General features: G+C 71.2%; 1 pseudogene. It reads left to right on the top strand.

From position 1 onward, the window contains the following. Positions 1-135: 135 nt before the first annotated feature. Positions 136-385: pseudogene (locus tag RM572_RS29615) on the top strand (S-methyl-5-thioribose-1-phosphate isomerase); the annotation flags it as partial.

Genomic DNA, 385 nt, shown 5'->3' with positions numbered 1-385 from the left:
CTCCTTCACGGTGCCCGTCCGCGGTCGCGGCGGCAGGTTGGCTGCCATCGTGCCATGGGGTGGTCATCGCGGTACCGGCCGCGGTGTGCGCTGGACACCTTCAATTGTCCGGCGTGCACGGGGCAGACTGATCGCATGGCTGATCAGCAGGCGCGAACCGGCGAGAACAGCAGGCCCACCGAGATACCGGCGATCCGTTGGGAGGAGCCACCCGAAGGTCCCGTCCTGGTCCTACTCGACCAGACCAGGTTGCCCGCCGAGGAGGTCGAGCTGGTCTGCACGGACGCGTCCGCGCTGGTGGAGGCGGTCCGGTCGCTCGCCGTGCGGGGAGCGCCGTTGCTCGGCATCGCGGGGGCGTACGGCGTCGCGCTCGCCGCCGCGATGC

This window comes from Streptomyces hazeniae (genome assembly GCF_031845485.1).
In the GTDB taxonomy this organism is placed as follows: domain Bacteria; phylum Actinomycetota; class Actinomycetes; order Streptomycetales; family Streptomycetaceae; genus Streptomyces; species Streptomyces hazeniae.
Note: the sequence above shows the minus strand (reverse complement) of the source record. Positions and strands in the feature narration are given on the sequence as shown.